This is a genomic window from Pseudomonas sp. WS 5410 (genome assembly GCF_012985645.1).
GTDB classification, from domain to species: Bacteria; Pseudomonadota; Gammaproteobacteria; order Pseudomonadales; family Pseudomonadaceae; genus Aquipseudomonas; species Aquipseudomonas shahriarae.
The window spans coordinates 50,875-74,061 of sequence record NZ_JAAQWS010000021.1; the positions used below are offsets into that span (position 1 = coordinate 50,875).

The window sequence follows — 23,187 nt, forward strand, 5'->3', positions numbered from 1 at the left end:
GGAGTGCATAACGCCCGCCCTCTATGCCTGGTTCTTGCAAGTTGCATGATTCTTGGAAGTTCAACTTGCTTATCTGATTGAAATTAATGGGTTTTTATTTTTAAGGCGACTGGCACGGCGTCTGCACTGTCCGTTTCGACAGATGTAACACCATTTTTCAATGCCTGGAGCACAACAACAATGATGACATCCTCATCCACTTTGCAAGAGTCGAGCACGCTCTCCGGGGTTTCCTGGGGGGCGATCTTTGCCGGGGCTGCGGCCGCCGCTGCGTTGTCCCTGGTCCTGGTGCTGCTGGGCTTCGGCCTGGGCTTTTCGGCGGTGTCGCCGTGGGCCGACAGTGGCATCAGCGCCAAGGGCCTGGGCATTTCCACGATTGTCTGGCTGGCCTTCACCCAGATTGTCGCGGCGGGACTGGGCGGTTATCTCGCCGGTCGGCTGCGGGTCAAGTGGGCCAATATGCATGGCGATGAGGTGTACTTTCGCGACACCGCCCATGGTTTTCTCGCCTGGGCCGTGGCCACGCTGGTGACCGCGACCCTGGTGGTCGGCTCGGTCAGCAGCATCGTCGGTGGTGGGGTGCAGGCCGGTGCGAGTGTGGCCTCGGGCGCAGCCAGCGGCTTGACCCAGGCCGCCGGCAATGCGGCCAATGGCGACGATTTCGGCTATTACGTTGACAGCCTGTTCCGCGATGATCGCCCGGCAGCCGCCAGTGATGACGCAGTGCATGGGGTGGTGGCGCGGATCTTCGCCCGCACCCTGGGCAATGACGGCCAGTTGGCCCCGCAGGACCGTGCCTACCTGGCGCAGTTGATCAGCCAGCGCACCAACCTCAGCCAGGCCGATGCCGAACGGCGCGTCGACCAGGTCTACGGTGACGCCCGCAAAGCCCTGGAAGAGGCCAAGTTGAAAGCCAGGCAGGCCGCCGACACCGCCAGCAAAATCGCCGCCGTGACCTCGCTGTGGACCTTCGTCGCACTGTTGCTCGGTGCTTTCTTCGCCAGTTTCGCCGCCACCTTCGGCGGTCGCCGCCGCGACGCCGTGGTGTATCTGGAAACCATTCGTTAACTCAAGGAGAACGTCATGCGCTCATTACTGCTGTGGTTCCTCGGTGTGCCGATCCCGGTCATTATCCTGATCGCGATCTTCATGCACTAACCCGCGTACCCGCTTGATCAAGGCCGCTCCTGCATGGCAGGGCGGCCTTTTTTAGTCGTCAAACCCTACCTGTTCGTGAATCTCATCAACCTTCAGTTCCAGCCGGTACGCCACCGCAATAAACAGCGCCTGGCACAGGCACAGCGTGGCACTCAGCGAGCGGAACGCGAACGACGACCCTTCATTGACCAGCAGCACCGTGTTGGCGCGCTTGGCCAGCGGTGACAGGTTGCTGTCGGTGATGATCAGCGTCTTGGCCTGGTGGTGCTGGGCGATACGCAGGCAGTGCTGGGTTTCCTTGCCGTAGGGCGTGAAGCTGATCGCGATCACCAAGTCATTGGCGCGCACGCTGCGCATCTGTTCGCGGTAGCTGCCGCCCAGGCCCGAGACCAGGTGGATACGCTTGTTGGTGTGCTGCAGGTTGTAGACCAGGTAGTCGGCCACCGCAAAGGAGCGGCGTACGCCGACCACATAGATATTGTCGGCGTTGACCACCAGGTCCACGGCTTTCTCGAAGGCCGCGTCGTCCAGCTCCAGGCCCAGGCGCTCGATGCCCGACAACGTGGCATTCACGCATTCACGGGCCAGGTCGCCGCCGCTGGCTTTCTGCGACTTGTTGGCGATCATGCTGCGGATGCGCTGCTGGTAGTTCTGCACCGGCGTGGTCTTGTGGGTATACGCCTCGCGAAACAGCGCCTGCATTTCGCTGAAGCCGCTGAAACCAAAGCGCTGGGAAAACCGCACGATGGCCGAAGGGTGAACTTCGCATTCCCGGGCGATATCGCTGATGCGGTCGACCATGATCCGATCGCTCTGCTGGCTCATATAGCTGGCGATGCGCTTGAGCTGGCGGGGCAGGCTTTCGTATTCATCGGTGATCAACTGCAACAGACGCTCGGCATTGATCGGAGGACTGGCGAGAACCTCGGTGACCTCGGTCTCGGCGGGAGCCTGCTGATCGGTGCGGGACATAGGCAATCCTTATGGCTTGTTCTTACGGAGCATGCGGCTGGCACGTCGCCCCTGACAATAGGTCAATGGGCACAAGTCTACAGGGAAGGCGGCAAAAAATATCTTAATGGAAAATATATTCCACATAAAAAATTTATAGAATAAATATTGATTGATGGCGCCGGACGTCCTAGTCTGCATCCACCAAGAGCGTCGCCGTCACGATGGCAGGCGCGGGCTGATAAAAATAACAGGAGCCAGCATGGGCCAGACTCGTTTTGCCAGTGGTCGTCAATTGGATCTGATTTGTCTTGGACGCATGGGCGTCGATCTTTACGCGCAGCAAGTCGGGGCGCGGCTGGAAGATGTCACCAGTTTCGCCAAGTACCTGGGTGGATCGTCCGCCAATATTGCCTTCGGTACGGCGCGCCTGGGGCTTAAGTCGGCGATGCTGAGCCGGGTCGGCGACGATCATATGGGGCGCTTCCTCGTAGAGTCCCTGGCGCGCGAGGGCTGTGATGTCAGCGGTATCACGCTCGACCCGCAGCGCCTGACCGCCATGGTCCTGCTCGGCCTCAAGGACCGCGAAACCTTCCCCCTGGTGTTCTACCGCGAAAACTGTGCCGACATGGCCCTGCGTGCCGAGGACATTCGCGAAGCCTTTATCGCCAGCAGCAAGGCGCTGCTGATCACCGGCACCCATTTCTCCACCGACGGCGTGTACCAGGCCAGCCTCCAGGCCCTGGATTACGCCGAGCAGCACGGCGTCAAGCGTGTGCTGGATATCGACTACCGCCCAGTGCTCTGGGGCCTGGCAGGCAAGGCTGACGGCGAGACGCGTTTTGTCGCCGACCAGAACGTCAGCCAGCACCTGCAAGGCATCCTGCCGCGCTTTGACCTGATTGTCGGCACCGAAGAGGAATTTTTGATTGCCGGTGCCAGCCACGACCTGCTCAGCGCTTTGCGTAACGTGCGCCAACTGACGGCGGCGACCCTGGTGGTCAAGCTCGGCCCGCAAGGGTGCACGGTGATTCATGGGGATATACCGGCGCGCCTCGAAGACGGTGCGATCTATCCCGGCGTGCGCGTCGAAGTGCTGAATGTGCTGGGCGCCGGCGATGCGTTTATGTCGGGCTTCCTCAGTGGCTGGTTGAACGACGCCGGTGACGCGCGTTGCTGCCAACTGGCCAATGCCTGCGGCGGGTTGGTGGTGTCGCGCCATGCCTGCGCCCCGGCAATGCCGACCCCGGCGGAGCTTGAGTATCTGTTCAACAGCCCGGTGCCTATCACCCGGCCGGATCAGGATTTGGTACTGCAGCGTTTGCATCAGGTCAGTGTGCCGCGCAGAACCTGGAAGCAGCTGTTTGTGTTCGCTTTTGACCATCGCTGGCAATTGCTGGAACTGGCGCAAAAAGGCGGCCAGGACCCGGCGCGGGTCAGCGCGATCAAGCAGCTGTTTATCCAGGCAGTGGAGCGTGTGGAGAGCAAGCTGGGCGAGCAGGGGGTGGAGGCCGATGTGGGCATTTTGGCCGACCAGCGTTTCGGCCAGGATGCGCTGAACGCCGCCACCGGCCGTGGTTGGTGGGTGGCGCGCCCGGTAGAGGTACAGGGTTCGCGGCCGCTGGCGTTCGAACATGGCCGCTCGATCGGCAGCAACCTGATTGCCTGGCCCCAGGAGCAGATCATCAAGTGCCTGGTGCAGTTTCACCCCGACGACGAGCCGCTGCTTCGCCTGGAGCAGGAGGCGCAGCTCAAGGCCCTGTATCAGGCCGCGCAAACCAGTGGCCATGAACTGCTGCTGGAAGTGGTGCCGCCCAAGGATCATCCCTCGACCTACCCGGATGTGCTCTATCGCAGCCTCAAGCGCCTGTACAACCTGGGCATCTACCCGGCCTGGTGGAAGATCGAGGCGCAGAGTGCCGAGCAGTGGCAGCAGCTTGATGAGCTGATCGAGGAGCGCGACCCTTATTGCCGGGGCGTGGTATTGCTGGGCCTGAATGCCTCGGCGCAAGCGTTGGCCGAGGGGTTCCAGCAGGCCAGCCAGAGCCGGACCTGTCGCGGGTTTGCCGTGGGTCGGACGATTTTCCAGGAGCCGAGCAGGGCGTGGATGGCGGGGGAGATTGATGATGAAACCCTGATCCAGCAGGTGCAGCAAACCTTCGAACAACTGATCCAGGCTTGGCGCAGCTCCAGAATTTAAACACGCTCAAAGGTGGGAGCTGGCAAGCCAGCGCCCACAGAAGCAGATATCAGCAGCCTTAAGGTTAAAACAATAAAAGGTGCAGCCATGCCCGCAATCCGTATTGGCATCAACCCCATCTCCTGGAGTAACGACGACCTGCCGGCCCTGGGCGGCGAAACGCCCTTGAGCACCGCGCTCAGCGAAGGCAAGGCCATCGGCTACGAAGGTTTTGAACTCAACGGCAAGTTCCCCAAGGACGCCAAGGGCGTGGGCGATGTGTTACGCCCCTACGACCTGGCACTGGTCTCCGGCTGGTACTCCAGCCGCCTGGCCCGACGCTCGGTGGCCGAGGAAATCGACGCCATCGCCAGCCATGTGCAACTGCTACGCGAGAACGGCGCCACGGTGCTGGTCTACGGCGAAGTAGCCGACTCGATCCAGGGCTCGCCGATCCGCCTGATCGAACGCCCGCGCTTTCACAGCGAGCAGGCATGGCAAGCCTATGCCGACAAACTCACCGAATTGGCGCGTTTTACCCTGTCCCAGGGCGTGCGCCTGGCCTACCACCATCATATGGGCGCGTACGTCGAGTCCCCGGAGGACATTGACACCCTGATGCGCCTCACCGGCCCGGAGGTCGGCCTGCTGTTCGATTCGGGGCACTGCTATATGGGCGGCGGCGAGCCGGTCGAGGTGCTACGCAAGCATCTGGGGCGTGTGTGCCATGTGCACTTCAAGGATGTGCGCAAAGCGGTGGTGCAACTGGCGCGCAACCAGCTGTGGAGCTTCCCCGACTGCATCGTCAATGGCACCTTCACCGTGCCGGGCGATGGCGATATCGATTTCGCCGAGTTGCTGGATGTGCTGCTGGGCGCCGGCTACCGTGGCTGGCTGGTGGTGGAAGCCGAGCAGGATCCGGCCGTGGCACCCAGCTATATCTATGCGAAAAAAGGCTTTGATACCTTGCGCGCGCTGCTGGATGCGAGGGCTGCACAATGAGCCTGCTGGTCAAAAGCACCCCGCGCGGGCCAACCATGGTCGCACTGCCAGAGGGGCGCCTGGAATATGTAGGGTTTGCCGCTTACCGCCTGAGCCTGGGGCAAACACTGCCGGTCAGCGCCGACGACAACGAGCTGTGCCTGGTGCTGCTCAGTGGCCGGGTCACGATCGAGGGCGAAGGGTTCAGTTGGCAGAACCTGGGTGATCGCCAATCGGTATTTGAAGACAAATCGCCGTTCGCCGCCTACCTGCCACCGGGCACCCTTGCCCAGGTGACCGCCCTGAGCGATGTGCAGATCGCCGTCTGCGCCGCGCCGGGCGCCACGGCCGGCGGTTTCACGCCCCGGCTGATCCGCCCTGAGCAGTGTCGGCGCAGCGTGCGTGGCAAGGGCGCCAACACGCGTTATGTCTGCGACATCCTGCCCGACAGCGAGCCGGCCCATTCGCTGCTGGTGGTGGAGGTGCGCACGCCGTCCGGGCACTCTTCCAGCTACCCGCCGCACAAGCACGATACCGATGACTTGCCGCACCAGAGCTTTCTTGAAGAAACCTATTACCACCAGATCAACCCGTCCCAGGGCTTTGTGTTCCAGCGGGTGTACACCGACGACCGCAGCATCGACCAGGCCATGGCCGTGGAAAACCACGACCTGGTGGTGGTGCCCAAGGGCTATCACCCCGTCAGCGTGCCCTATGGCTACGAGTCCTATTACTTGAATGTGATGGCCGGCCCCAAGCGCGCCTGGCACTTTCACAATGACCCGCAGCACAGTTGGCTGCTGGATCTTTAACCCGTAGGCGCCGAGGGGACCCAACATGACCACCACCCGATTGACCATGGCCCAGGCCCTGGTGAAGTTCCTCGATAACCAGTACATCGAAGTCGATGGCGTGCAGAGCAAGTTTGTCGCCGGGGTGTTCACCATCTTCGGCCACGGCAATGTGCTGGGCCTGGGCCAGGCCCTGGAGCAAGACAGTGGCGACCTGGTGGTGCACCAGGGCCGCAACGAGCAGGGCATGGCCCATGCCGCGATTGGTTTTGCCAAGCAGCATCTGCGGCGCAAGGTCTACGCCTGCACCGCTTCGGTCGGCCCCGGCGCGGCGAATATGCTGACCGCCGCCGCCACCGCCACGGCCAACCGCATCCCTTTGTTACTGCTACCCGGCGATGTGTATGCCTGCCGCCAGCCGGACCCGGTGTTGCAGCAGATCGAACAATTCCATGACCTGAGCATCAGCACCAACGACGCGTTTCGTGCGGTGAGCAAGTACTGGGATCGCATCAACCGTCCCGAGCAGTTGATGAGTGCGGCGATCCACGCCATGCGTGTCTTGACCGACCCGGCCGAAACCGGCGCGGTGACCCTGGCCTTGCCCCAGGACGTGCAGGCCGAGGCCTGGGATTACCCCGATTATTTCCTGCAAAAGCGCGTGCACCGTCTGGAGCGCCGCCCGGCCACCGAAGCGATGCTGCGCGACGCTGTCACGCTGCTCAAGTCCAAGGGCAAACCGCTGATTATCTGCGGTGGCGGGGTCAAGTACTCCGGCGCGAATGCCGCGCTGCAGGCCTTTGCCGAGCGCTTTCAGATCCCCTTTGCCGAGACCCAGGCCGGCAAGAGCGCCATCGTCTCCAGCCACCCGCTGAATGTTGGCGGTATCGGCGAAACCGGCTGCCTGGCCGCCAACCTGCTGGCTCGGGACGCCGACCTGATCATCGGCATTGGCACGCGCTATACCGACTTCACTACCTCCTCCAAGTCGCTGTTCCAGCATCCCGAGGTGCAGTTTCTCAACCTCAATATCAGCCCCGGCGATGTACTGAAACTCGACGGGGTCCAGGTGCTGGCAGATGCCAAGGTCGGGCTGCAAGCATTGGCCGACGCGCTGGGCGATTACGCCACGCAATGGGGCGAGCAGCCACGCCAGGCCCGTGCGCAGGGGGATGCCGAGGTGGACCGGGTCCATCAGGCGCGCTACACCGACGCCGACTTCACCCCAGAGGTCAACGACCATATAGATCCGGCGGTGCTGCGCGAATTTATCGAGCTGACCGGTTCCTGCCTGACCCAGAGCCAGGTGCTCGGCGTGCTCAACGCAACCCTGGCCGACGATGCGGTGATTGTCGCCGCCGCCGGCAGCCTGCCGGGTGATTTGCAGCGCAGCTGGCGCAGCAAGGGCGTCAACACTTACCACGTCGAGTACGGTTATTCGTGCATGGGCTACGAGATCAATGCGGCCCTGGGCGTGAAGCTGGCCGAGCCGGCGCGGGAGGTCTATGCCCTGGTCGGCGATGGCTCGTACATGATGCTGCATTCGGAGCTGGCGACCTCGATCCAGGAGCGGCGCAAGATCAATGTGGTGCTGCTGGACAACATGGCCTTCGGTTGCATCAACAACCTGCAGATGGGCAATGGCATGGACAGCTTCGGCACCGAGTTCCGCTTCCGCAACCCCGACAGCGGCAAGCTCGATGGCGGCCTGGTGCCGGTGGATTTCGCCATGAGCGCGGCGGCCTATGGCTGCAAGACCTACAAGGTCACGACCGTGGAACAACTGCACGCCGCGCTGGCCGATGCACGCGCGCAAAGCGTGTCGACGCTGATTGATATCAAGGTGCTGCCCAAAACCATGATTCACGGCTACCTGTCGTGGTGGCGGGTCGGTGTGGCGCAGGTCTCCACCAGCGAACGCACCAACGCCTGCGCCAAACAACTTAATGAACGCCTGGCCAAGGCCCGGCAGTACTGACAATAAGAGGAGTGTTGCCATGTCTTTGAAGCTGGGTGTGATCGGTACGGGCGCTATCGGCCGGGACCATATCCGCCGCTGCAGCCAGACCTTGCTCAACAGCCAGGTGGTGGCGGTCACCGATATCAACCTTGAGCAGGCGGCCCAGGTGGTGGCTGACCTGCAACTGAACGCCGAGGTGTACGCCGACGGTCATGCGCTGATCCATTCGGCGCAGGTTGAGGCGGTGCTGGTCACCTCCTGGGGGCCGAGCCATGAGGAATTTGTGCTGGCGGCTATCGCGGCCGGCAAACCGGTGTTCTGTGAAAAACCCCTGGCCGTCACCGCCGAGGGCTGTCGCAAGATCGTCGAGGCGGAAGTGGCCCACGGCAAACGCCTGGTCCAGGTCGGTTTTATGCGCCCGTATGACCAGGGCTACCAGGCCCTCAAGGCGGTGCTCGACAGCGGCCAGATCGGCGAACCGTTGATGCTGCATTGCGCCCACCGCAACCCGAGCGTGGGTGAGAACTACAACACCAGCATGGCCATCACCGACACTTTGATCCACGAGCTGGACGTGTTGCGCTGGCTGCTGGCCGATGACTATGTGTCGGTGCAGGTGGTGTTCCCGCGTAAAACCAGCAAGGCCCTGAGCCATTTGCGCGACCCGCAGATCGTGCTGCTGGAAACCGCCAGGGGCACGCGGATTGATGTGGAAGTGTTTGTGAACTGCCAGTACGGCTACGACATTCAGTGCGAGGTGGTGGGGGAGACCGGCATTGCCAAATTGCCAGAGCCGTCCCAGGTGCAATTGCGCAGCGGCGCCAAGCTGTCGAATGCGATTCTGATGGATTGGAAAGACCGCTTTATCGCGGCCTATGACGTCGAGTTGCAGGCCTTTATTGATGGCGTGCGGGCCGGCCAGGTAGGTGGGCCTTCGGCGTGGGATGGCTTTGCCGCTGCGGTGGCGGCGGACGCGTGTATCGAGGCCCAGGGCAGTGGGCAGATCGTTGCGGTCAGCCTGCCGCAGCGCCCGGCATTCTACGGCTAGTGCGGTCAGTGTAGGCGCTGGCTTGCCTGCGATAGCGGTGGATCAGCAACAGATGTAGGGCCTGAAACACCGCTATCGCAGGCACGCCAGCTCCCACATTTTTTGACTGGGTTTCCATTCCAAGAAGGAGTTGGTTCATGCGAATCGGACTGGTTGGATACGGCCATGGCGGCCGTTTTTTTCATGCCCCGCTGATCGCCACATTGCCCGGGGCGACGTTTGTCGGCGTGGTGACCCGCTCCCCCGAGCGCCGCCAGCAACTGGCGACGGAGCATCCCGGGGTGCCGGCCTTCGAAAGCATTGCGCAGATCGTCGAAGCCGGGGTGGAGGTGCTGGTGATTTCCACCACCCTCAAAGGGCGCCCGGCCCTGGTGCTGGAGGCCATTGAGTACGGTGTGGCGGTGGTCAGCGACAAACCCTTCGCCAGCAATGCCGAGCAGGCCCTGGCGCTGATTAGCGCCGCCGAACGCGAGGGGGTAGCACTCAGCGTCTACCAGAACCGGCGTTGGGACTCGGACTACCTGACCCTGCGCAAGCTGATCGACGCCGGCGCCCTGGGCAGCATCACCCGCTTTGAGTCCCGGGTGGAGCGCTACAGCCCACAGGCCCTGGGCAACGCCAGCGGTGGCGGGTTCCTGCGTGACCTGGGCAGTCACCTGGTGGACCAGGCCCTGCAACTGTTTGGCCCGGTGGAGCGGGTGTATGCACAATTGCAGTACAGCGCCGAGCACCCCACCCTCGATCATGGCTTTTTTGTCAGCCTGACCCACGCCAACGGGGTGATTTCCCACCTGTGGGGCAGCGCCCTGCAAAACTGCCAGGGCCCGCGTTTTCGGGTCAATGGCACGGCGGGCTGCTACACCGTCGACGGCCTGGACGGCCAGGAGCAAGCGCTGCTGGCCGGCAAAAGTCCGAAGACCGAAGGCGAGCACTGGGGCGCCGAAGAACATCGACGCTGGGGCTGGTTCGAGCAAGGTGCGGAGCGCGAGCGTATCCCCTCGGAAAAGGGCGCCTGGAACCAGTTCTATCGCCAGTTGCAAAGTGCAATCCAGGGCCAGGGCGCGCTGCCGGTGCAGGCCATGGATGCCTGGGAAACCACGCGTGTGCTGGATGCCGCCCGGCTCAGCGCCGAGCGCCGGCAAGTGGTGGAGATGGTGACGATGGAAGGCGGAGAATGGAAATAGAATAAAATTCTAAAATGAGTTGATATGGAAATTATTTTCCAATAAAGTCATTTCCAGGTTGCCGAAAGTCCATCTCGTCCTTCCTTTATAAGGGGACCGGGGGACTCAACAAAAACAAGATAAAACAACCAGGTACCGTCAGATGAAAATCTTCAGCGCTGTACTGCGAGTGTTACGTTCTGCCTTCCTGCCCCGCGCACGGCCCTTCTATTTCTCTTTTCTCAACGTCCTTTGCGTGGAAAGCAAGGGTGCCCTGGTGTGCTGCATTCCGGGAGCGCCGGTGGTCCGGCTGCCTGCCGCAGCCCCCTCGCTCTGATAAACGCTACGTCCAGAAAACCAACAAGAAAGTGGAGACAGACCGTTCATGAAGACCCAGATCCGTTTCGCCTCGCTGGCCTTGTCGATGATGCTCGGCAGTGGCGTGGCTTCAGCCGCCGATATCAAGATTGGCGTCAGCATGTCGCAGTTCGACGACACCTTCCTCACCTACCTGCGTGAGGATATGGACAAGCAAGCCAAGTCCTACCCCAAGGGCGATGCTGTGCAACTGCAGTTCGAGGACGCCCGTGCCGACGTGGTCAAGCAACTGAGCCAGGTCGAGAACTTTATCAGCCAGAAAGTCGATGCCATGGTGGTCAACCCGGTGGATACGGCCTCCACCGCGCGCATCACTAAAGCGGCGGTGGCGGCGGGTATCCCGCTGGTCTACGTCAACCGTCGTCCGGATCAGGCCGATCTGCCCAAAGGGGTGGTGACGGTGACGTCCAATGACGTCGAGGCCGGCAGGCTGCAAATGCAGTACGTGGCCGAGAAGCTGGGCGGCAAAGGCAAAATCGTGATTCTGCTGGGTGACCTGGCCAACAACTCGACGACCAATCGCACCAAGGGCGTCAAGGAGATCCTCGACAAATACCCGGACATCAAGATTGAACAGGAACAGACCGGGATCTGGCTGCGGGACAAGGGCATGACCCTGGTGAACGATTGGCTGACCCAGGGCCGCGAGTTCAATGCGGTCGTGGCCAACAACGACGAAATGGCAATTGGCGCCGCCATGGCCTTGAAAACCGCAGGGGTGAAACCCGGCAGCGTGTTGATTGGCGGCGTCGATGGCACGCCCGACGGGTTGAATGCGATCACCAAGGGCGAGATGGCGCTCTCGGTGTTCCAGGATGCCAAGGGGCAGGCGATCGGTTCGGTGGAGGCGGCCGTGAAAATGGCCAGGGGCGAGGCGGTCGAGCAAAACGTCGTGGTGCCTTTCCAGCTGATCACCCCGGACAACGTCGCGTCATTCAAGTAGCGTTCAATCACAACAATAAGCGGGCAGGGTGGTCACAGCCGCCCTGCCGATGGAGCCCCGATATGCTTGTTCAAGCGACTGCTGTGCAGCCCGCAGGTGTAGAACAACCCTACCTGTTGGAAATCGCCCATATCAGCAAAGGCTTTCCCGGCGTCGTGGCCCTGGACGATGTGCAACTGCGGGTGCGCCCAGGCTCAGTCCTGGCACTGATGGGAGAGAACGGCGCCGGCAAGTCGACGCTGATGAAAATCATCGCCGGCATCTACCAGCCCGACGCCGGGGAAATCCGCCTGCGGGGCAAGCCGGTGGTGTTTGACACGCCTCTGGCCGCCTTGCAGGCGGGCATCGCGATGATCCACCAGGAGCTCAACCTGATGCCCCATATGAGCATCGCCGAGAACATCTGGATCGGCCGCGAACAGCTCAACGGCCTACGCCTGGTCAATCACCGCGCCATGCATCGCCGCACTGCCGAGTTGCTGGCGCGCCTGCGGATCAACCTGGACCCAGAGGAGCAGGTCGGCAACCTGAGCATTGCCGAGCGGCAGATGGTGGAGATTGCCAAGGCGGTGTCCTACGACTCGGACATCCTGATCATGGATGAGCCGACGTCGGCGATTACCGACAAGGAAGTGGCCCACCTGTTTTCGATCATTGCCGACCTCAAGGCCCAGGGCAAAGGCATCATCTATATCACCCACAAAATGAATGAAGTGTTCGCCATCGCCGATGAAGTGGCAGTGTTTCGCGATGGCGCCTACATCGGTCTGCAACGGGCCGACAGCATGGACAGCGACAGCCTGATCTCGATGATGGTCGGGCGCGAATTGAGCCAGTTGTTCCCGGTGCGCGAGACGCCCATCGGCGAGTTGTTGCTGTCGGTGCGCGACCTGCGCCTGGACGGAGTGTTCCAGGGCGTGTCCTTTGATCTGCATGCCGGCGAAATCCTCGGTATTGCCGGGCTGATGGGCTCGGGCCGCACCAACGTGGCGGAAACGCTCTTCGGCATTACCCCCAGCGACGGCGGCGAGATCCGCCTCGACGGCCAGGCGTTGCGCATCAGCGACCCGCATATGGCCATCAAGCAGGGGTTTGCACTATTGACCGAGGACCGCAAGCTCAGTGGCCTGTTCCCGTGCCTGTCGGTCCTGGAAAACATGGAAATGGCCGTGCTGCCCCATTACTCGGGCAATGGCTTTATCCAGCAAAAAGCCCTGCGCACCTTGTGCGAAGACATGTGCAAGAAACTGCGGGTGAAAACCCCCTCCCTTGAGCAGTGCATCGACACCCTGTCCGGTGGCAATCAGCAAAAGGCCCTGCTGGCACGTTGGCTGATGACCAATCCACGGCTGTTGATCCTTGACGAACCGACCCGTGGTATCGACGTCGGCGCCAAGGCCGAGATCTACCGCTTGATTGCCTTCCTGGCCAGTGAAGGCATGGCGGTGATCATGATTTCTTCGGAGCTGCCGGAGGTGCTGGGTATGAGCGACCGGGTGATGGTCATGCACGAAGGCGATTTGATGGGCACCCTGGATCGGGCCGAGGCCACCCAGGAAAAAGTCATGCAGTTGGCTTCCGGTATGACGGCAGTCCACTAACGAATAAAAAGGTGACGGGCAATGAACGCAATACTGGAAAGCAAACCCGAGGAAAAGAAGCCCGCCGCGGCACCGGTCAAGAGCCGGCGGCGGTTCCCTACCGAACTGAGCATTTTCCTGGTGCTGATCGGTATCGGCCTGGTGTTCGAACTGTTTGGCTGGATCGTGCGGGACCAGAGCTTTTTGATGAACTCCCAGCGCCTGGTGCTGATGATCCTGCAAGTGTCGATCATCGGTTTGCTGGCGATTGGCGTGACCCAGGTGATCATCACCACGGGGATCGACCTGTCCTCGGGCTCGGTGCTGGCGTTGTCGGCGATGATCGCCGCGAGTCTGGCGCAGACCTCGGACTTTTCCCGGGCGGTGTTTCCATCGCTGACGGACTTGCCGGTGTGGATCCCGGTGGTCGCCGGCCTGGGCGTGGGCCTGCTGGCGGGGGCAATCAATGGCAGCATCATCGCCATTACCGGCATCCCGCCGTTTATTGCGACCCTCGGCATGATGGTCTCGGCCCGTGGCCTGGCACGTTATTACACCGAAGGCCAGCCGGTGAGCATGCTCTCGGATTCCTACACGGCCATCGGCCATGGCGCGATGCCGGTGATCATCTTTCTGGTGGTGGCGGTGATCTTCCACATTGCCCTGCGCTACACCAAGTACGGCAAATACACCTACGCCATCGGCGGCAACATGCAGGCGGCGCGCACCTCGGGGATCAACGTCAAGCGCCACCTGATCATCGTCTACAGCATCGCCGGGCTGCTGGCCGGGCTGGCGGGTGTGGTTGCCTCGGCACGGGCGGCTACCGGGCAGGCGGGGATGGGCATGTCTTATGAGCTGGACGCGATCGCGGCTGCGGTCATCGGCGGCACCAGCCTGGCGGGCGGGGTGGGGCGTATCACCGGCACGGTGATTGGCGCGCTGATCCTCGGGGTGATGGCCAGTGGGTTTACCTTCGTCGGGGTGGATGCCTATATCCAGGACATCATCAAGGGCCTGATCATCGTGGTGGCGGTGGTGATCGACCAGTATCGCAACAAGCGCAAACTCAAGCGCTGAGCGAGATTTGAATCAAAAAGTGGGGCTTGTTTGTGTGGGAGCGGGCTTGCCCGCGATAGCGATGGGTCAGTCAAATATCTATCAACTGACCCACCGCTATCGCGGGCAAGCCCGCTTCCACATAACCGTTTGTCTTCTATATAGCTCCACGACACTGAATTTCTTGCTATAAACGCACTCCGATAACCGCCTGCCAAGCCCGTCCTGGTGCCTTTTAGGGGAATGTCGGACAAATTGCCTGTCATTTCAGTTGCTGCGCCCTCAAGTCGGCCGTAGACTGCCGCCCCTCGTAAATTGAGTGCCGGGTGGCGCTTGGAATGGACGGCGTCTTTCCCCGACCTCCAGAGGTTGGCCGGAACGCTCCCTTATTCGCCTTAATGCACGTATTTTTTATAGAGAAATCAATGACAAAGGAAAAGTTGCTGGCCATGCCGGCGGATGACTACATGAATGCCGAGCAGCACGCTTTTTTCGAGAAGTTGTTGCAAGACATGAAAGTCGAGCACCACGAGCGCATTGAGCAAAACCGCATCGCCATTGAAAGCCTGGACACCCCGGCTGACCCGGCTGACGCCGCCTCGGTTGAAGAAGAGCGCACCTGGTTGGTCAACGCCATCGACCGCGACCAGCGCATGCTGCCGCAACTTGAACAGGCCCTGGGCCGTATCAAGGAAGATTCCTTTGGCTGGTGTGACGACAGCGGCGAGCCTATCGGCCTCAAGCGCCTGCTGATCAGCCCGACCACCAAGTACTGCATCGAAGCGCAAGAGCGCCACGAGCAAATCGACAAGCATCAGCGCCAGGCCTGATCTGTTTGATGTTGTAGGCGCCGGCGAGCCGGCCCCTACAGATCCCCGCGTGTCATCCCCCCGTCTATTGATCTGCTGCAAGCCCTAACACCAAAGGCCCATAGATAATGGCCAGATAGTGGCGTTTAATGCAGACACAATAATGACAAGCAGGGGGTGACAAGCATGGCCGGGGATGGATCTCTGATGGGCGCCGCCGTGGTGCCGCACACGGTGAACCGCCGGCTGCGTGGCTGGGTGACTCCGCTGCTGCAAAGCATCGCCCTGGTGCTGATACTGTCGGGCCTGGCGTTCGCCAACCTGTCGATCTACCTCTGCCTGCCCGTGGCCCTGTTGCTGATCTGGCTGCCGTGCCTGAAAAGGCCGGCCCGCAGCCCTGCGCCTGATGTCAGCGAGGATGCCATTGGCGCGTTGACTCGCGATCTGTCCTACACCACCAGCCATAATGCGCTGTCGGCCGCTGGCGTGGCCTATTCGGTCAAGCAACTGGCCGCCAGGTTGCAATCGCAATTGAGCGCGGCCCAGCAGATCGTCAGCAGTGCCGAAGTGATGATTGGCACCGAGCAAGTCACTTCCCAGCTCAGCCGCGAGGCCCTGGGGGCGGCCGGCCAGGCCCATCAGCGCAGCACCGAAGGGCGTGCGGTGCTGGGGGAATCCATCAGCCGCATGCATCAGCTCAGCCAGCGTGCCAGCGACAGCCGGCAATTGATCGAGGCCCTGAGTCAGCGCAGCGAAGAAATCCAGCGCGTGACCCTGGTGATTCAGTCGATTGCCAGCCAGACCAATCTGTTGGCCTTGAATGCCGCCATTGAAGCCGCCCGCGCCGGTGAGCATGGGCGCGGGTTTGCCGTGGTGGCCGACGAAGTGCGCGGCCTGGCGGGCCGTACGGCGACCGCCACCGATGAAGTGGGGGTGATGGTCGCGGATATCCAGCAGCGTACCGCCCAGGTGGTGGAGCAAATCCGCCAACTGTCCGTGGATTTGCAGGCCGGCGTCGAGCAAGTGGAGCATGCCGGCGAGCAACTGGAGAGCATTGCCACGTTGGCGGCGGGTGTGGAGGGCCAGGTCAGCGAGATTGCCCAGGGCACCGAGACCAACCGTGCGCAACTCGACAGCCTGTTCCATGCCGTGGAGCAGATGCGCAGCGACTTGACCGTCAGCGACCAACAGACCCAGCAATTGGCCCAGGCCGCCGTGCAAATGGAAGGGCAGGCCGAAACCATCAGCGAGCGCCTGGCCGAAGTCGGTCTGGATGATTATCACCAACGTATCTACGACCTCGCCCGCGAAGGCGCCAGGCAGATCGCCGCGCAGTTCGAGGCGGATATCCAACAGAACCGCATCAGCCTCGATGACCTGTTCAATCGCAGCTACACGCCGATAGCCAACAGCCACCCGACCAAATATCACAGCCGTTTCGACGGCTACACCGATCAGGTCTTGCCCGCTATCCAGGAAGCCTTGCTGCCCCGTCATGAAGGGCTGGTGTTCGCGATTGCCTGCACACCACAGGGCTATGTGCCGACGCACAACAAGGCGTTTTCCCAGGCACTGACCGGGGATGCCCAGGTTGATGCCGTGAACAATCGCACCAAGCGCAAGTTTGAAGACCGCACCGGGATCCGCTGTGGCAGCCACCAGCAGGCTGTGTTGTTGCAAACCTATACCCGCGACACCGGGGAGTTGATGCACGATCTGTCCGTGCCGATCATGGTCAACGGCCGGCATTGGGGCGGTTTGCGCCTGGGCTATAAGCCTGAAGGGCAGGCTGGGGCGCGCTAGACCCTGGCCAGGATTGTTGCGTGTTATGCAAGGAAGCTTTTACGCCGGTCGCTTTTTCCGGTGAAAGGAACCGCTTAAGATGCGGCATATCGTTAGCTGGCTAACTAATATGGCGGAGAACTTCCATGCAAAACAAAGTCGATGTGGCGGTGATGATTGGCAGTGGGGTGCCACAGACCCTGCGTGCGCTGGGCCTGCGCGCCTGTTGGGTGGTGTTGCTCAACGGGGAACAGCGCGGCACGGCCTTCGCCAGTCGCGACGAAGCCCAGGAATGCCGCGCCGCCTGGCAGGCCCTGATGGACCTCGAGCAATCAGACCGCCTGCACTGAGGGCCGGTCAGGCGCTCTGATGCAGGCGCTGGTTCAGCTCATCCACGGCAATCGCCCAGTCCGCATCTTCGCGTAGCTCTTCCTTGAGGAACTGCGCCTGTTGTGGGGTCCAGAAAGGCGCGTCGATCAGCTTCACATCCTCTGGCAGGGGGTGTTCACCGATAAATTTGTCAATGGCTGCAGGCGAGGCTTCCAGGCCCAATTGTTCGAACAGGTCGTGTAGGGTGTGCGTTGGCGCGTCCATTTCATTCTCCAAAAGAGTGAGCTTCTACTCGTATGGGAGGTGTGCCAGTGCGCATAGTTCGATTTGGCTGCAGCCGCTCCTCAACGGGCAGGGGGGCAGAGGAGGGCTTCCAGTTCCTTGGCCAGGGCGCAGGCCTTGTTGTGATCACTGCGAAAGCCTTTGATCCGGCCGCTGGGCACTTCCAGGATATGGAAAAAATTCCTTCCCGCGGGGACGACGCGGTACAAGGCGAAATCTGCGCACACGCCATTGGCATACACGCTGTAGAATAGCGCGCTATCCTTGCGTGATAAGGCACCGGAAGTCTGTGTCGGTTGGCGTTGAACTCGTTGCATGACCAGCTCCTTTCGATCTATTGACCTGCTTGCAGCATTTCGGGTGGTTTTGAGCTGCGTTGCTGTTCTAATATTGTTGTCGGCAGCTCACGTTCGGTTCCATCCAACGTTTTTCCTTGGTTTTTGGCTGTCGGAAAACCACCCTTTCAAGTGGGGTATTCTCTGAAGTGGGGCGTCCAGTATTCTCTGGCCGATAAACCTGTGATTTCCTGCAAAGCCTGACGACCTTGTACAAGGACTGTCATGCCCGGCTGCACGAGTCTGGCGGGAATCAACTTCAGTATGTTTTTTCAATGTGTCGAGCCGTATCGGCCTTTTTTTGTGCTGCCTGCCTCGGGCGGGTAGCGCTTTTTTAGATGTGGGGGCGTTTCCTTGGCAGTCAGTAATCTGGATATGCACGCATTGTTCGTGCTGGGTGATTTGCGCGCGAAGTTGGTTAAACAATTTCAGTCGCGGTTTGTTTACATCACGGAACAAACCCCTGAAGGCATTTACATTGCCGAAATAGATACCGAAACAGCGCTGGTGGTAGATGACAAGCCTCGACTGGAACTCAAGGTCGGCGATCATTTTCGTGCGGCAGTCCTGCCCAGTCGTGAAGGTGGCAAGTTCGAACTGAAGTTTCGCGACATCAAGTTGACGGTCTATGGCCTGGGCGACTATGCATTTGTGTCCACCGCGCAGGGCGAGGGCATTGTGTTCAAGGAAGGTCACAGCGTAATGCTGGTGTTCGCCGCCAATGAACAATTGCAGGAAGGCCTGAGCAAGACCCTCAAGGCCGTGACCGGCAAAGCCGCCAAGTGGCGCAAAGGTGAGCTGGTGACGTTCAAGGCCAGCGAATAATGAGCGAAGGCCGGGCACAGTTTCACCAGCAACACCTGGCGGATGCCCAAGCCAAGGCTGCTGAACTGTTTGCCCGCAAAGATGATCTGCAAGGTGCCTGGTTGAACTGGGTGGCCAGCCAACTGTATGCCCTGCGGCCTGCCGAGTACGCCAGCATGGTGCGCCGGGAACTACAGCGTTTGCATCAGCAGCCCTGAATATCGGCAACCGTTTGAACCTCTACTACAGTTCAGTGGACTTAATTGTTCAGAGGCTTTCGCGGCGTGCCAGCAAAGCCATCCACCCTGGCTGTGCATACACGAGGTTCAAAGGCATGAAAGCAATTCGCGCGCTGTTGGCAGCGTCCGTTACCACCCTGGGCCTGTCGATGGCGGCCGCACCGGTAGCGGCTGCCCAGGCGCCCATTCACTTTGCCGACCTGAATTGGGAAAGTGGCAGCCTGATCACCGAAGTTCTGCGGTTTATCGTCGAGAAAGGCTACGATTTACCCACCGACACCTTGCCCGGAACCACCATCACCCTGGAAACCGCCCTGGCGAAAAATGATATCCAGGTGATTGGCGAGGAGTGGGCGGGCCGCAGCCCGGTGTGGATCAAGGCGCAAGCCGAGGGCAAGGTGGTTGGCCTGGGGGATACCGTCAAGGGTGCGACCGAAGGTTGGTGGGTGCCGGAATACGTGGTCAAAGGCGACCCGGACAAGGGCATTGCGCCGTTGGCACCTGAGCTGCGTAGCGTAAAGGACCTGGTGCGCTACAAGGACGTGTTCGCGGACCCGGAAGCCCCGGGCAAGGGGCGGTTCCTCAACAGCCCTATCGGCTGGACCTCGGAAGTGGTCAATAAGCAAAAACTCAAGGCTTACGGCCTGGACGACAGCTACGTCAACTTTCGCAGCGGTTCAGGCGCGGCGCTGGATGCCGAGATTGCCTCGTCGATCCGCCGTGGCAAGCCGATCCTGTTCTACTACTGGTCGCCAACCCCCTTGATGGGGCGTTACAAGTTGGTCCAGCTGGAGGAGCCGGCGTTCGACGCCGAGGCCTGGAAGACCCTGACCGATGCCGACAATCCCAACCCCAAGCCCACGCGTTCGTTGGCGTCCAAGCTGAGCATTGGCGTGTCCACGCCGTTCCAGCAGCAGTATCCGCAGATTGCGCAGTTCTTTGAAAAAGTCGACTTTCCGATTGGCCCGCTCAATCAGGCCCTGGCGACGATGAGCGAGAAACACACCCCGCCCCGTGAAGTGGCGCAGGCGTTTCTCAAGGATCACCCGCAGGTGTGGAAGGCCTGGTTGACGGAGGAAGTGGCCGCAAAGGTCGAGGCCAGCCTCAAATAACCTTTCATGTGAGGATCAAGCTGTGGGCGCGGGCTTGTGTGGGAGCGGGCTTGCCCGCGATAGCGGTGGTTCGGCAGCCCAATGTATTGACTGACACTCAGCCATCGCGGGCAAGCCCGCTCCCACAGTTTTAATTGCATTCCAGCCTTAGAACTGGGTCTGCACGGCCAATTCAAAGGTGCGCGGCGACCCCAGGTAATACGCCGGCGACACATGGGCAAACTGCGCATACACCTCATTGGTCAGGTTGCGCACCCGGCCCGTCACCGAGGTGTGTTGATCGACCTTATAGGTCAGGAACGTGCCAAACAGGGTATACGCGGGCACCGTCAGGGTATTGGCATTGTCGGCATACACCTGCGCCACGTACCGCGCGTCTACGCCACCTTGCCAGGCGGGGGCGATGTCATAGGTCAGCCACAGGTTGCCCACCCGTTTCGGTACGTTGGTCGGTGTATTGCCCTTGCGCGACACCACTGCGCCGCTGGCGGTTTTCTCGTTGAAGTCATCGTATTGCGCGTCGACCCAGGCGAAGTTGCCTTCCGCCAACAGCTTGGGGGTGATGCGCAATGAGCTGGCCAGCTCGATGCCCTTGGACGACTGCGCACCCACCGCAATGCTGCGGGTGGGGTCTTGTGGATCGGTCACGGCAAAGTCTTTGCGCTCGATGTGGTAGGCGGCCACGGTGGCTGAACCACGCCCGTCCAGATAATCGAACTTGCTGCCCACTTCCCATTGCTTGCCGGTGGAGACATCAAACACCTGGGTGGTGCTGGTGGGCTGTTCGGCGGCGGTGCTGTATTGCACGTAGACATTGGCCGACGGGATGAACTGGTAGGTCAGGCCCACCCGCCCGGTGACCGGCTCCCAACGTCGCTTGACGTTACCCAGGTTGTCGCGGTGGCTGGTCACGTCCAGATCGATGGCGTCATAACGCAGGCCGGTCAGCAGCGACAGCGTGTCGGTCAGGCCCAGGCGGTTTTCGACAAACAGCGCCTTGGTCGTCACTTCGGTGGTCTTGTCCTTGATAAAGCCGGGCCGGGTGCCGGGCAGGTCGTAGAAATGCCCCGGATCGTAGTGGTTGGGGTCCACCGCGTTCTTGGGGGATACGTTCAACGGGCTGTTGGTGGTGCTGTTGACCTTGTATTCGAAACCGCCGGACCAGGTAGTGGCCAGGCCGAACACACTGCTGTCATGGCGCAGCTCGAACTGGTTGCCGTTCTGTTCGCCCTGATGCCGTACCTGATAGGCCGTCGAGCGGTTCACCACGCTGTTGTCTGGGCTGTACTGGTAGGTCTCCAGGTTGCGGTAGTCGCGCTGGCTGTCCAGGTGGTAGAGGGTGTTGCGCAGGGTGGTGCTGTCGTTGATCCGATAGTCGATGATCGAGCGGGCCCAGATCGTGCGTTGTTCGTAGCGGCCATCGGCGACGTTGTAGTTGTTGAAACGGTTGTGCTTGTCGATCTTCAGCTCGCCGGCCTTGGGGTTGAGCACCGGGGTGCCCCAGTACGGGCTGTCTTCGTGTTCGTCCTGGTATTCCAGGGCCAGGGTGTGGGACAGGTTGGGCGTCAGGTCGCTGAGCAGGGAAAACGCCACGCTCCAGGACTCCCGTTGCTGGCGGTCGATATGGGTGTGGTTGGTGTTGCGGCTGACATCCAGGCGCGCATAGTGCTGGACCTCGGCGCCGGGCTCGGTCAGGGCGTGGTTGAGGCCCAGGGCGATGCCGGTGGTGTCGTAGCTGCCGTAGTTGATCTGGCCTTCGACGGCCTGTTCTTCGCGGTTGGCCAGCTTGGTCACGTAGTTCAGCGAACCGCCCACGGAGCCGGCACCGTTGATCAGCGAGGAGGGGCCGCCAACCAGTTCCACCCGGTCATAAATCCAGGCATCCACCGGTCGCGCCAGGCCACTGGCGACGTTGATGCCGTTGAACATCTGGGTGATCTGGCTGCTGGTAAAGCCCCGGTAGGAGATAAACCCGCCAAACCCCGGCGGCGCACTGGCGTTGACCCCAGGCAGGGTGTTGGCCGCATCCTGGAAGGTTTTGGCGCCACGGCGTTCGATATCGTGGCGGTCGGCGATGCTGATCGAAGCCGGGGTTTCCCGCACGCTCAGGCCCAGGCGCGAGGCCATGCCGCTGGATTGGTCCAGGGCCAGGCCAGGCTCGTTGGTGGCGGCGCCGTCAATGGTGGTGGGGGCCAGCTCAAGGGCCCAGGCGCTGAAAGGCAGGCAGCCGAACAGGCCCGCCAGTAGAGGTAAATGTTTCATCGGTAAATCCTGAAAAGCAGGGCTTGGAAGCAGCGCACAGCCGTCCGCGCTTCCCGGGGGAAGCTGCGCGGTGTGCGGATCAAAAAGCGCAGGTATCAGGCGTAGGCGGGCGGGGCGCGCGGATTAGCCGCAGGCCAGGTAAAACGGGTGGGAATGTCAGCGGTGAGCACCACCGCCGGAGGTGGCGCATGGGGCTGGGGAAGGACCGCGACGTTAAGGCTGGAGTTGAGCGCCGGGCCCATGCCGCCGGTGGAACACAGCGGGCAACCGAAGGCCTTGGACAGCGTGGGCAGCGACTCATCGCCCGTATTGACGGGGGCTGGCGCCTGGGTGCGCGGGTCTACCGTACAGAACTGGCCGCCAATGCCGTTGAGCTGCATGCCGACCATTTGCCCATGACCAATACTGCAGGCGAACACGTTGAACAGGACGCAGCCATAGAGCATCCAGGCAATCAACGAGCGGTCGGCACGGGCGAGTTTCATGGGCCGGCACTTTAACATCAGACGACTAAAACCCTGCAAAAAATCTGAAAAGGACTATCCTTTCTCGCACTTTTCCAGGGGTGTCCAGCCATGAGCTTTGTTATTGCGAGGTGGGTCGTCGGGGTCTTTGCGTTTATCAGCATGGTCCATGTGTACTGGGCCGCAGGCGGCAAGCTAGGCAGCACGGCGGCGATCCCGCAACTGCCCGGCGAGTTCGCCAGCGGGCCGCGACCGGCGTTCAAACCGTCAGCGCTGGGCACCTTCCTGGTGGCGGTGGGGTTGGTGCTGATTGCCTTGTTGGTAAGCCTGCGGGCGGGGCTGTTTTTCCAGCCAGTGGGGCATCAGGCCCTGCAGTGGGGCATCAGCGCGATTGCCTTGATCATGTTTGCGCGGGCGATTGGTGATTCGGAGCTGGTGGGGTTCTTCAAGAAAGTCGGCGGGTCGCGGTTTGCGCGGCTGGATACGTTTTTCTATTCGCCGCTGTGCCTGATGCTGGGGACTGGGCTGTTGGTCGTGGCCTGGGCCTGATTGACGGTATGCAGGGCCAAATGTGGGA

At 61.3% G+C, this 23,187-nt stretch carries 22 protein-coding genes; 17 read left to right on the forward strand and 5 right to left on the reverse strand.

Going from position 1 to position 23,187, the window contains the following annotated elements; all coding sequences use genetic code 11:
- Positions 1-180: 180 nt before the first annotated feature.
- Entirely contained in the window at positions 181-1,068 is an 888-nt protein-coding gene (locus HBO24_RS24510; RefSeq protein ID WP_057959194.1) for a hypothetical protein, read from the forward strand.
- A gap of 141 nt (positions 1,069-1,209) precedes the next feature.
- Here the strand turns inward: HBO24_RS24510 and HBO24_RS24515 are convergent, their stop codons facing one another.
- Positions 1,210-2,130 (reverse strand): MurR/RpiR family transcriptional regulator, encoded by a 921-nt coding sequence (locus HBO24_RS24515; RefSeq protein ID WP_057444762.1) that lies wholly within the window; start codon positions 2,128-2,130, stop codon positions 1,210-1,212.
- 241 nt (positions 2,131-2,371) lie between these two features.
- Between HBO24_RS24515 and iolC the strand changes: the two genes are divergently transcribed.
- The 12 genes from iolC (at position 2,372) to HBO24_RS24575 (ending at position 17,132) form a co-directional block, all read left to right on the forward strand.
- Entirely contained in the window at positions 2,372-4,309 is a 1,938-nt protein-coding gene (gene iolC / locus HBO24_RS24520; protein WP_170060493.1) for a 5-dehydro-2-deoxygluconokinase, read from the forward strand.
- A gap of 87 nt (positions 4,310-4,396) precedes the next feature.
- Positions 4,397-5,290, forward strand: coding sequence for a myo-inosose-2 dehydratase (gene iolE / locus HBO24_RS24525; protein WP_057439070.1), 894 nt, complete (start codon positions 4,397-4,399; stop codon positions 5,288-5,290).
- Positions 5,287-6,081 carry a 5-deoxy-glucuronate isomerase gene (gene iolB / locus HBO24_RS24530; RefSeq protein ID WP_057959196.1) on the forward strand — a complete coding sequence of 265 codons (795 nt, stop codon included), beginning with the start codon at positions 5,287-5,289 and terminating at the stop codon, positions 6,079-6,081. Before iolE ends, iolB begins: the two co-directional genes overlap by 4 nt.
- 25 nt (positions 6,082-6,106) lie before the next feature.
- Positions 6,107-8,038 carry a 3D-(3,5/4)-trihydroxycyclohexane-1,2-dione acylhydrolase (decyclizing) gene (gene iolD / locus HBO24_RS24535; RefSeq protein WP_170060494.1) on the forward strand — a complete coding sequence of 644 codons (1,932 nt, stop codon included), beginning with the start codon at positions 6,107-6,109 and terminating at the stop codon, positions 8,036-8,038.
- 19 nt (positions 8,039-8,057) lie between these two features.
- Positions 8,058-9,068: a Gfo/Idh/MocA family oxidoreductase gene (locus HBO24_RS24540; RefSeq protein ID WP_057439067.1), complete on the forward strand. Its 1,011-nt coding sequence runs from the start codon at positions 8,058-8,060 to the stop codon at positions 9,066-9,068.
- Positions 9,069-9,205: 137 nt separating this feature from the next.
- On the forward strand, positions 9,206-10,252 hold the full coding sequence (locus HBO24_RS24545) for a Gfo/Idh/MocA family oxidoreductase (RefSeq protein WP_170060495.1): 1,047 nt from the start codon (positions 9,206-9,208) through the stop codon (positions 10,250-10,252).
- Positions 10,253-10,616: 364 nt separating this feature from the next.
- Positions 10,617-11,552 (forward strand): sugar ABC transporter substrate-binding protein, encoded by a 936-nt coding sequence (locus HBO24_RS24550; RefSeq protein ID WP_057439065.1) that lies wholly within the window; start codon positions 10,617-10,619, stop codon positions 11,550-11,552.
- Positions 11,553-11,614: 62 nt separating this feature from the next.
- The gene (locus HBO24_RS24555) at positions 11,615-13,153 is read left to right on the forward strand and encodes a sugar ABC transporter ATP-binding protein (RefSeq protein WP_170060496.1); all 1,539 of its coding nucleotides are present in this window, start codon (positions 11,615-11,617) and stop codon (positions 13,151-13,153) included.
- A gap of 21 nt (positions 13,154-13,174) precedes the next feature.
- The gene (locus HBO24_RS24560) at positions 13,175-14,212 is read left to right on the forward strand and encodes an ABC transporter permease (RefSeq protein ID WP_057439063.1); all 1,038 of its coding nucleotides are present in this window, start codon (positions 13,175-13,177) and stop codon (positions 14,210-14,212) included.
- A 404-nt stretch (positions 14,213-14,616) separates the two neighbouring features.
- Positions 14,617-15,021 (forward strand): TraR/DksA C4-type zinc finger protein, encoded by a 405-nt coding sequence (locus tag HBO24_RS24565; RefSeq protein ID WP_003214706.1) that lies wholly within the window; start codon positions 14,617-14,619, stop codon positions 15,019-15,021.
- Positions 15,022-15,207: 186 nt separating this feature from the next.
- Positions 15,208-16,803, forward strand: a complete 1,596-nt coding sequence (locus tag HBO24_RS24570) for a methyl-accepting chemotaxis protein (RefSeq protein WP_170060497.1) — start codon at positions 15,208-15,210, stop codon at positions 16,801-16,803.
- A gap of 125 nt (positions 16,804-16,928) precedes the next feature.
- Positions 16,929-17,132 carry a hypothetical protein gene (locus HBO24_RS24575; RefSeq protein WP_057439061.1) on the forward strand — a complete coding sequence of 68 codons (204 nt, stop codon included), beginning with the start codon at positions 16,929-16,931 and terminating at the stop codon, positions 17,130-17,132.
- A gap of 7 nt (positions 17,133-17,139) precedes the next feature.
- On the opposite strand, the gene HBO24_RS24580 is transcribed toward HBO24_RS24575, so the two are convergent.
- Positions 17,140-17,376 (reverse strand): DUF2789 domain-containing protein, encoded by a 237-nt coding sequence (locus HBO24_RS24580; RefSeq protein ID WP_057439060.1) that lies wholly within the window; start codon positions 17,374-17,376, stop codon positions 17,140-17,142.
- A gap of 80 nt (positions 17,377-17,456) precedes the next feature.
- The gene (locus HBO24_RS24585; RefSeq protein WP_057959202.1) at positions 17,457-17,711 is read right to left on the reverse strand and encodes a hypothetical protein; all 255 of its coding nucleotides are present in this window, start codon (positions 17,709-17,711) and stop codon (positions 17,457-17,459) included.
- Between the two features lie 393 nt (positions 17,712-18,104).
- Between HBO24_RS24585 and HBO24_RS24590 the strand changes: the two genes are divergently transcribed.
- The 3 genes from HBO24_RS24590 (at position 18,105) to HBO24_RS24600 (ending at position 19,884) form a co-directional block, all read left to right on the forward strand.
- Positions 18,105-18,554 carry a hypothetical protein gene (locus HBO24_RS24590; protein WP_057439059.1) on the forward strand — a complete coding sequence of 150 codons (450 nt, stop codon included), beginning with the start codon at positions 18,105-18,107 and terminating at the stop codon, positions 18,552-18,554.
- Positions 18,554-18,751 (forward strand): hypothetical protein, encoded by a 198-nt coding sequence (locus HBO24_RS24595; RefSeq protein WP_057439058.1) that lies wholly within the window; start codon positions 18,554-18,556, stop codon positions 18,749-18,751. The genes HBO24_RS24590 and HBO24_RS24595 overlap by 1 nt, the downstream gene beginning before the upstream one ends.
- A gap of 116 nt (positions 18,752-18,867) precedes the next feature.
- Entirely contained in the window at positions 18,868-19,884 is a 1,017-nt protein-coding gene (locus tag HBO24_RS24600; protein WP_057439057.1) for an ABC transporter substrate-binding protein, read from the forward strand.
- 147 nt (positions 19,885-20,031) lie between these two features.
- Here the strand turns inward: HBO24_RS24600 and HBO24_RS24605 are convergent, their stop codons facing one another.
- Positions 20,032-22,146, reverse strand: a complete 2,115-nt coding sequence (locus tag HBO24_RS24605; RefSeq protein ID WP_169960955.1) for a TonB-dependent receptor — start codon at positions 22,144-22,146, stop codon at positions 20,032-20,034.
- A gap of 95 nt (positions 22,147-22,241) precedes the next feature.
- The gene (locus HBO24_RS24610) at positions 22,242-22,631 is read right to left on the reverse strand and encodes a DUF2946 family protein (protein ID WP_057439055.1); all 390 of its coding nucleotides are present in this window, start codon (positions 22,629-22,631) and stop codon (positions 22,242-22,244) included.
- Positions 22,632-22,721: 90 nt separating this feature from the next.
- Between HBO24_RS24610 and HBO24_RS24615 the strand changes: the two genes are divergently transcribed.
- Complete coding sequence (locus tag HBO24_RS24615) at positions 22,722-23,159, forward strand: DUF3995 domain-containing protein (protein WP_057439054.1); 438 nt, start codon at positions 22,722-22,724, stop codon at positions 23,157-23,159.
- The last annotated feature ends 28 nt before the right edge of the window (positions 23,160-23,187 follow it).

Coding starts and splice junctions, on each gene's coding strand:
- HBO24_RS24575 (WP_057439061.1), top strand. CDS start 16,929: ATGCAAAACAAAGTCGATGTGGCGGTGATGATTGGCAGTGGGGTGCCA.
- HBO24_RS24590 (WP_057439059.1), top strand. CDS start 18,105: ATGCACGCATTGTTCGTGCTGGGTGATTTGCGCGCGAAGTTGGTTAAA.
- HBO24_RS24510 (WP_057959194.1), top strand. CDS start 181: ATGATGACATCCTCATCCACTTTGCAAGAGTCGAGCACGCTCTCCGGG.
- HBO24_RS24605 (WP_169960955.1), bottom strand. CDS start 22,146: ATGAAACATTTACCTCTACTGGCGGGCCTGTTCGGCTGCCTGCCTTTC.
- iolC (WP_170060493.1), top strand. CDS start 2,372: ATGGGCCAGACTCGTTTTGCCAGTGGTCGTCAATTGGATCTGATTTGT.
- HBO24_RS24595 (WP_057439058.1), top strand. CDS start 18,554: ATGAGCGAAGGCCGGGCACAGTTTCACCAGCAACACCTGGCGGATGCC.
- HBO24_RS24585 (WP_057959202.1), bottom strand. CDS start 17,711: ATGCAACGAGTTCAACGCCAACCGACACAGACTTCCGGTGCCTTATCA.
- HBO24_RS24610 (WP_057439055.1), bottom strand. CDS start 22,631: ATGAAACTCGCCCGTGCCGACCGCTCGTTGATTGCCTGGATGCTCTAT.
- HBO24_RS24555 (WP_170060496.1), top strand. CDS start 11,615: ATGCTTGTTCAAGCGACTGCTGTGCAGCCCGCAGGTGTAGAACAACCC.
- HBO24_RS24570 (WP_170060497.1), top strand. CDS start 15,208: ATGGGCGCCGCCGTGGTGCCGCACACGGTGAACCGCCGGCTGCGTGGC.
- HBO24_RS24580 (WP_057439060.1), bottom strand. CDS start 17,376: ATGGACGCGCCAACGCACACCCTACACGACCTGTTCGAACAATTGGGC.
- iolE (WP_057439070.1), top strand. CDS start 4,397: ATGCCCGCAATCCGTATTGGCATCAACCCCATCTCCTGGAGTAACGAC.
- iolD (WP_170060494.1), top strand. CDS start 6,107: ATGACCACCACCCGATTGACCATGGCCCAGGCCCTGGTGAAGTTCCTC.
- HBO24_RS24560 (WP_057439063.1), top strand. CDS start 13,175: ATGAACGCAATACTGGAAAGCAAACCCGAGGAAAAGAAGCCCGCCGCG.
- HBO24_RS24515 (WP_057444762.1), bottom strand. CDS start 2,130: ATGTCCCGCACCGATCAGCAGGCTCCCGCCGAGACCGAGGTCACCGAG.
- HBO24_RS24540 (WP_057439067.1), top strand. CDS start 8,058: ATGTCTTTGAAGCTGGGTGTGATCGGTACGGGCGCTATCGGCCGGGAC.
- iolB (WP_057959196.1), top strand. CDS start 5,287: ATGAGCCTGCTGGTCAAAAGCACCCCGCGCGGGCCAACCATGGTCGCA.
- HBO24_RS24550 (WP_057439065.1), top strand. CDS start 10,617: ATGAAGACCCAGATCCGTTTCGCCTCGCTGGCCTTGTCGATGATGCTC.
- HBO24_RS24565 (WP_003214706.1), top strand. CDS start 14,617: ATGACAAAGGAAAAGTTGCTGGCCATGCCGGCGGATGACTACATGAAT.
- HBO24_RS24600 (WP_057439057.1), top strand. CDS start 18,868: ATGAAAGCAATTCGCGCGCTGTTGGCAGCGTCCGTTACCACCCTGGGC.
- HBO24_RS24615 (WP_057439054.1), top strand. CDS start 22,722: ATGAGCTTTGTTATTGCGAGGTGGGTCGTCGGGGTCTTTGCGTTTATC.
- HBO24_RS24545 (WP_170060495.1), top strand. CDS start 9,206: ATGCGAATCGGACTGGTTGGATACGGCCATGGCGGCCGTTTTTTTCAT.